The organism is Candidatus Thiosymbion oneisti, from assembly GCF_900092655.1.
Taxonomy (GTDB): domain Bacteria; phylum Pseudomonadota; class Gammaproteobacteria; order Chromatiales; family Chromatiaceae; genus Thiosymbion; species Thiosymbion oneisti.
Genome location: NZ_FLUY01000203.1, coordinates 1 through 6,691, shown reverse-complemented (window position 1 = coordinate 6,691; position 6,691 = coordinate 1). Strand labels below are relative to the sequence as shown.

At 65.9% G+C, this 6,691-nt stretch carries 6 protein-coding genes; 4 read left to right on the top strand and 2 right to left on the bottom strand.

Annotated elements, in window-relative coordinates; translation table 11 throughout:
- Window positions 1–432: 432 nt before the first annotated feature.
- The 4 genes from bioB (at window position 433) to bioC (ending at window position 4,541) form a co-directional block, all read left to right on the top strand.
- A complete protein-coding gene (gene bioB / locus BQ17_RS01815) occupies window positions 433–1,431 on the top strand; it encodes a biotin synthase BioB (RefSeq protein WP_089724032.1) in 999 nt (332 codons plus the stop codon).
- Window positions 1,428–2,615 (top strand): 8-amino-7-oxononanoate synthase, encoded by a 1,188-nt coding sequence (bioF, locus tag BQ17_RS01810; protein ID WP_089724030.1) that lies wholly within the window; start codon window positions 1,428–1,430, stop codon window positions 2,613–2,615. Before bioB ends, bioF begins: the two co-directional genes overlap by 4 nt.
- Window positions 2,616–2,883: 268 nt before the next feature.
- Entirely contained in the window at window positions 2,884–3,669 is a 786-nt protein-coding gene (gene bioH / locus BQ17_RS01805; RefSeq protein ID WP_256091439.1) for a pimeloyl-ACP methyl ester esterase BioH, read from the top strand.
- Window positions 3,663–4,541 (top strand): malonyl-ACP O-methyltransferase BioC, encoded by an 879-nt coding sequence (bioC, locus tag BQ17_RS01800; protein ID WP_089724028.1) that lies wholly within the window; start codon window positions 3,663–3,665, stop codon window positions 4,539–4,541. The genes bioH and bioC overlap by 7 nt, the downstream gene beginning before the upstream one ends.
- 358 nt (window positions 4,542–4,899) lie before the next feature.
- Here bioC and purD read toward each other — a convergent pair whose 3' ends face one another.
- Together purD and BQ17_RS01790 are read right to left on the bottom strand one after the other, a co-directional pair.
- Window positions 4,900–6,189, bottom strand: a complete 1,290-nt coding sequence (gene purD / locus BQ17_RS01795; protein WP_089724027.1) for a phosphoribosylamine--glycine ligase — start codon at window positions 6,187–6,189, stop codon at window positions 4,900–4,902.
- Between the two features lie 289 nt (window positions 6,190–6,478).
- Window positions 6,479–6,691: Uma2 family endonuclease (locus tag BQ17_RS01790; protein ID WP_176722244.1), on the bottom strand; the 213-nt coding region annotated here is incomplete at its 5' end.

Genomic DNA, 6,691 nt, shown 5'->3' with positions numbered 1-6,691 from the left:
CTGGTTTGCTGGGTCTCGTCCCTCGACCCAGCCTACCGATTTAAAATCAATGGCTTAGTTTTTAGACAGCCTCTAAGAACCACAGCTCTATCAAAGCTGGGTTCCGGCGAGGCGGTTCACTGCACTCACCATATCCTACGAATTCCGGTCGTCATTGAACCGCAGAGGACGCGGAGACGGAAAACCAATGCTCTGCGTCCTCTGTGTCCTCGGTGGTTTAAATGCGTCTCTCCGGTGACCGGCGACTGGTAGCCGGAAGCACAGGCTCCCTCTGCCTCGACGAACGCGACTTCCAGTGTCGGATCGGAACCTCGGTAAACTTTATAACCCGGACACGGTTGACAGCCGATCAAAAACCGTTAATCTGCCGCTGGTTAAGGCGCAACCCGCCCGCCGCCCGCTCGCAAATCCGGACCCCATCCGCCGATGAGTATCAAAGAGACCCGTCACGACTGGTCGCTCGACGAGATCGCCGCGCTCTTCGACCAGCCCTTCAACGATCTGTTGTTTCGCGCCCAGTCCGTGCACCGGGCCCATTTCGAGCCCAACCGGATCCAGGTGAGCACGCTGCTCAGCATCAAGACCGGGGCTTGCCCGGAGGATTGCGGCTACTGCTCCCAGAGTGCGCAGCACGCTACCAGTCTGGAGCAGGAGCGCCTGCTGCCGATAGAAGAGGTGCTGGCGGCCGCCCAGGCGGCCAAGGACAAGGGTGCGACCCGCTTCTGCATGGGTGCGGCCTGGCGCAATCCCACCGACAAGAACCTGGATCGCGTCACCGCGATGGTCGAGGGGGTGAGTGACCTGGGTCTGGAGACCTGCGTTACCTTAGGAATGTTGACCGATCGCCAGGCGCGGCGGCTGGCGGACGCCGGGCTCGATTACTACAACCACAACCTGGATACCTCGCCGGAGTTCTACGGCCAGGTCATCACCACCCGCACCTACCAGGACCGCTTGGAGACCCTGGCCCATGTCCGGCAGGCGGGGATCCGGCTCTGCAGCGGCGGCATCCTGGGACTCGGCGAGTCGCGGCGTGACCGTGCGTCCATGCTCCAACAGCTCGCAAACCTGCCTACCCATCCGGAGTCGGTGCCCATCAATCTACTGGTGCGGATAGAGGGGACCCCCCTCTTCGGCACCGATGACTTGGACCCCTTCGAGTTCGTGCGCACCATCGCGGTGGCCCGCATCCTGATGCCCAGGTCCTATGTGCGGCTGTCGGCGGGACGCTCGGACATGAGCGACGAGTTGCAGGCCCTGTGCTTCCTGGCCGGCGCCAATTCCATGTTCTACGGCGAGCGTCTGCTCACCGCCCCGAACGCCGCCTCGGCCAGCGACGAGCGGCTGTTCGAGCGCCTGGGTCTGGCATTCGAGACCATCGAGGCCGCAGAGAAGACCGCGCCCGGACCCTGCGCGCGGCAAGCGGTTTGATCCCGGCGCGAACCAACCTCGCCGGCGAGCTGGACCGCTTACGGGAGGCCCATCTCTACCGGGCACCGCGAACCCTCGCGAGTCCCCAGGGGCCACGGCCCCTGATCGACGGGCGGCGGATGCTCGCCTTCTGCAGCAACGACTATCTGGGCCTGGCCAACCACCCGCAGGTGATCGCTGCCCTCAAGCAGGGGGCGGATGCCTACGGCGTCGGCAGCGGAGCGGCCCACCTGGTCACGGGCCACAGCGTCGCGCATCAGGCCCTGGAGGAGGAGTTGGCGGATTTCACCGGTCGCGCCCGGGCCCTGCTCTTCTCCAGCGGTTACCTGGCCAACCTGGGGGTCATCTCGGCCCTGACGGGACGGGGGGATCAGGTCTTCGAGGACCGCTTGAATCACGCCTCTCTCCTGGACGGGGCCCGGCTCAGCCGGGCGCGGCTGAGGCGTTATGCCCATGCGGACCCGCGGGCCCTGTCCCGGATGCTGGACGCCCTGATGCTGAACGAGACTGGCGCCCGGCTCATCGCCACCGACGGGGTCTTCAGCATGGACGGAGACCTGGCGCCCCTGCCGGAGCTGGTCCCCATCGCCCGCCGCGCGGACGCCTGGTTGCTGGTGGACGACGCCCACGGCTTGGGGGTGCTCGGCGAGAAGGGGCGCGGCAGCCTTGATCACCTGGGTCTGGGGCCGGAACAGGTCCCCGTCCTGGTGGGCACCCTGGGCAAGGCCCTCGGCACCGCGGGGGCCTTCGTCGCGGGCAGCCGGGAGCTGATCGAGACCCTGATCCAGCGCGCGCGCAGCTATATCTTCACCACGGCCCCGCCGCCGGCGATCGCCGCCGCGACCCGGGAGAGCCTGCGCATCGCCCGGCGCGAGTCCTGGCGTCGGGAACGGTTGCGGACGCTGATCCGGCGCTTCCGGGCGGGTGCCGCTGAGCTGGATCTGCCGCTCCTGGACTCCGCGACCCCGATCCAGCCCCTCATCGCCGGTACGGCCCGGCAGGCCCTGTCCTGGAGCAAACGGCTCGAAACGCTCGGCATCCTGGTCAGCGCCATCCGGCCACCCACGGTGCCGGAGGGCTCGGCCCGGCTGCGGATCACCTTCTCCGCCGCGCACACGGCGGAGGACGTGGACCGACTGTTGGCGGCCCTCAGCAGTCTGCGGCAGGAGGTCCCCGAAGATTGAGATCAGGTACGTTGGGCGTAGGATGTGGTGAGCGCCTGCTGTGCAGGGACACACGGCAGGCCGCGAACCGCATCAGCCGTGCGGCCCTTACAACACAATGTCATTAAGTCAGCTGCAGACCGCTTGTCGTGGTCGGTCAGGATGCGGAAGAAAAAACGACGAATCGCGCAAATCGGCGCGAATCCATTCGCGAGGATTCGCGTAATTCGTAGTTTTTCCTCCTGTTTGCCGACCGATAACGCTTAACTTAATGGCGTTGCCTTACAACATGGCTACGAATTCCACCAGGACGATGATCCCCGGTAAGACATGCGGGCTAGTCCTACTCCATGGCTGGGGCATGAACGCGGCGGTCTGGGAGGGGTTGCCGACCTCGCTCACGGACGACCGGCGGCAGTGGCGGATCGAGCTGCCCGGCCACGGCGCCAGCCCCTTCGAGCCGCGTCACGACAGCCGTGGGGCCTGGGCCGACGCCTGCCTGGAGTCGGCCCCGGAGCGGGCGGTGTGGATCGGCTGGTCCCTGGGGGGGCTGATTGCCTTGGAAGCGGCGCTGCAGGCCCCGGAGCGCATCCAGGCCCTGGTCCTGCTGACCACCACGCCCCGCTTCGTCCGCGCCCCGGACTGGCCGGCGGCTATGGATGCCGATGTGCTGGCCCAGTTCCATGACGGCCTGTTGGCCGATCCCCCGGGGACCCTGGACCGCTTCCTGGCCCTCCAGGTCATGGGGAGCGAGGCGGCACGGAACACCCTACGCACCCTGCGCCGCGAGCTCGCCCACCGCCCGGCACCGCTTCCCGCCGCCCTGGCGCTGGGGCTCGACCTGTTGCGGGACACCGATCTGCGGGGACGGATCGGCGCGCTCGCCTGTCCGACGCTGTGGCTGTTCGGGCGGCGCGACACCCTGGTCCCCGCGGCGGCCAGCGAGGGTATCGCCCGCCTGCTGCCCCAGGCCCGCCACCGGGTGATTGCCGGTGCTGCCCATGCGCCCTTCCTGTCCCATCCGCAGGAAACCGGCGAAGCAATCGCGGGCTTCTTCCGGGAGGTCGTATGCTGAACGGAGGGCCCATCGACAAAGGCGCCGCCCGCCGCTCCTTCGAGCAGGCCGCGGCCGGCTACGACGAGGCCGCGGTGCTCCAACGCGAGCTGGCCGATCGGCTCCTGGAACGATTGGACTATATCCGCCTGGAGCCCGAGCTGGTACTGGATCTGGGCGCCGGGACCGGCTACGCGATCCCAGGGCTGCAAAAGCGCTTCGGCACGGCCCGCATCCTGGCCCTGGATTTTGCGCCGGCCATGCTCCGGCAGGCCCGAGACCGGGACCGGACCTGCGGCTCCCGGCTCGAGCGTCCGGATTGTGTGTGCGCCGATGTAGAGGCCCTGCCGCTTGCGAACGCCAGTGTGGATCTCATCTTCTCCAATGCCACCTTCCAGTGGTGCAACGATATCCTCGGGACCTTCGGCGAGTGCCTGCGGGTGCTGCGACCCGGCGGCCTGCTGCTGTTCACCACCTTCGGACCGGATACCCTGTGGGAGCTGCGCGACGCCTGGGCCGCTGTCGACGGCTACCCCCACGTCAGCCCCTTCCCGGACATGCATGATGTGGGCGATGCCCTGGTGAAGGCCCGGTTCGCCGCTCCCGTCATGGACGTCGAGCGCCTGACCGTCACCTATGGGCAGGCGCGGGATCTGATGCGGGACCTCAAACTACTGGGGGCCCGCAATGCGAGCAGCCAACGCGCGCGCGGACTCACCGGCCGCCGCCGCCTGCTGGCGGTAGAGCGGGCCTACGACACCCACCGCCGAGATGGACGCCTGCCGGCGAGCTACGAGGTGGTCTACGGGCACGCCTGGGCACCCGAACAGCGCCGGCTGGAAGATGCCACGGTCATTCCGGTTGGCACCCTCCGCGACGCCTTGAACAGATGATCACAGTCAAATCCTCCGGACAACGCCAAATCATTCAGGATCGCTGAAATTTAAAGTCGTTTTTTCGAGCATTGAAGGCGAATATCAGGCAGATGTTGGGCACCTGTCTGCGTGCGGGACGCACAGGCAGGCGGGCCATCCAAAGATGCGGTTCGCTGTGCAAGATGGTTCGGTGCGCTCACCACACCATTGATGCGGTTCGCGCCACCCGGCAGTGCCATCCTGAAAGATTTCCTGCGCTCACCGTATCCTACGCCTTGTTCAACCTATCCGTATTTTCCTATGCTCAATATGCGTCTTTGGGGTTCAAACTGTCCCGTGGCCTCATCCGGGTGGGTCGGGGAACCAGGTCGCTATCCTACGTTTGCTCTCGGGCGACGGCTCGATATCCGATGTCGCTCCGGTAGTAGGCGTTCTTCCAGCTGATCTTGTGCACCAGGGCGTAGGCGTTGGCCTGGGCCGTGGCGACTCTGTCACCGAGGGCGGTTGCGCACAGAACGCGGCCGCCGTGGGTTACCACTTCGTCGTCGACCAGCTTGGTGCCGGCATGGAACAGCTTGCGGTCGGGAAACCCCGCCGCCGCATCCAGACCACTGATCGGGTGTCCCTTCTCGTAGGCATCCGGATAGCCGCCCGCCGCCATGACCACCCCCAGCGCGGCCCGTGGATCCCACGTCGCCTCGACCCGATCGAGCCGCCCGGCGAGGGCCGCCAGGCACAGCTCCGCCAGATCGGCGCGCAGACGCATGAGGATGGGCTGGGCCTCGGGATCGCCAAGACGGCAGTTGTATTCCAGGACCTTGGGGGTGCCGTCCGGCCCTATCATCAGGCCCGCGTACAGGAAACCCGTGTAAGGCAGCCCTTCGGACGCAAGCCCGGTGACGGTGGGTCGGATCACTTCTGCCATGATTCGGGCATGGAGCTCGGGGGTGACGACGGGTGCGGGCGAGTAGGCCCCCATGCCGCCGGTGTTGGGACCCCGGTCCCCAGCGTCCCGGGCCTTGTGGTCCTGGGAGCTCGCCATGGGGAGTATCCGGCCGCCGCCGACCATCGCGATGAAGCTTGCCTCTTCGCCCCGCAGGTACTCTTCGATGATGATACGGCTGCCCGCCGCGCCGAAGCGCCCGCCGCTCAGCATATCTCGAACCGCTCGCTCCGCGGTGGTGAGGTCCTCCGCCAGGATCACGCCTTTGCCCGCGGCGAGGCCGTCTGCCTTGACGACAATGGGCGCGCCCACCTCCCGGAGGTAGGATAGGGCGGGTCCCAGCTCGGTGAAGGTACGATAAGCCGCGGTCGGGATACCCCGGCGGGCGAGGAAGTCCTTGGTAAATGCCTTGGAGCCCTCGATCTGCGCGGCCTTGCCGGTGGGACCGAAGCAGGGCAGGCCGGCGGCCTGGAAGGCATCGACCACTCCCGCCACCAGCGGTGCCTCGGGACCTACGATGGTAAGTCCGATGGCGTTTCGCCGGGCCCAGGCGACCAGTCCCTCGCTGTCATCGGATGGGATGTCCAGGTTTTGCACGCCCGGCTCCATCGCGGTGCCGCCGTTTCCGGGCGCCACCAAGACCTCTCTCACCAGCGGCGATTGGGTCACCTTCCAGGCCAGGGCGTGTTCGCGCCCGCCACTACCGATGATCAGAACTTTCATGTCAGAACAGCAACCCTGAATTATATGGCGTTGTTTGGGGGACCAGACTTTCTTTATCCACAGATTACGCAGATTTCCACAGATTGCTTCGTTCTTAAATCTGTGAAAATCTGCGTAATCTGTGGATTAACAAAGACCCCTTCGCAGGTAACGCCGAACAGTGCCAGGATCGAACGAGAAGTTAGCAACCCTCAATGCTTTGGCGCAGTTTGGGGGATCGGACGTGTTGCGTTCGACGCACCAAGGCTCGTTGATCTGCCGCCAGGTTGTGCCGGCGTCTTAACGCAACCTACGCCCAAACCGGTCGCTGAGGCGGCCAAAAGATTTCCAGATCAAGGCTCACGGCCTCGAACGGTGGTGCGGTAACCTGATCGGCATCGGCAAAGCGGCCGAGCTCGATCCAGGTGCCAGCATCGAGTCGGTACGCCTCCAGCATGCGCTTAGCCGGATCGATCAGCCAGATGTACTGTACCTCATAGTGGGCATACAGCGGCATCTTGAT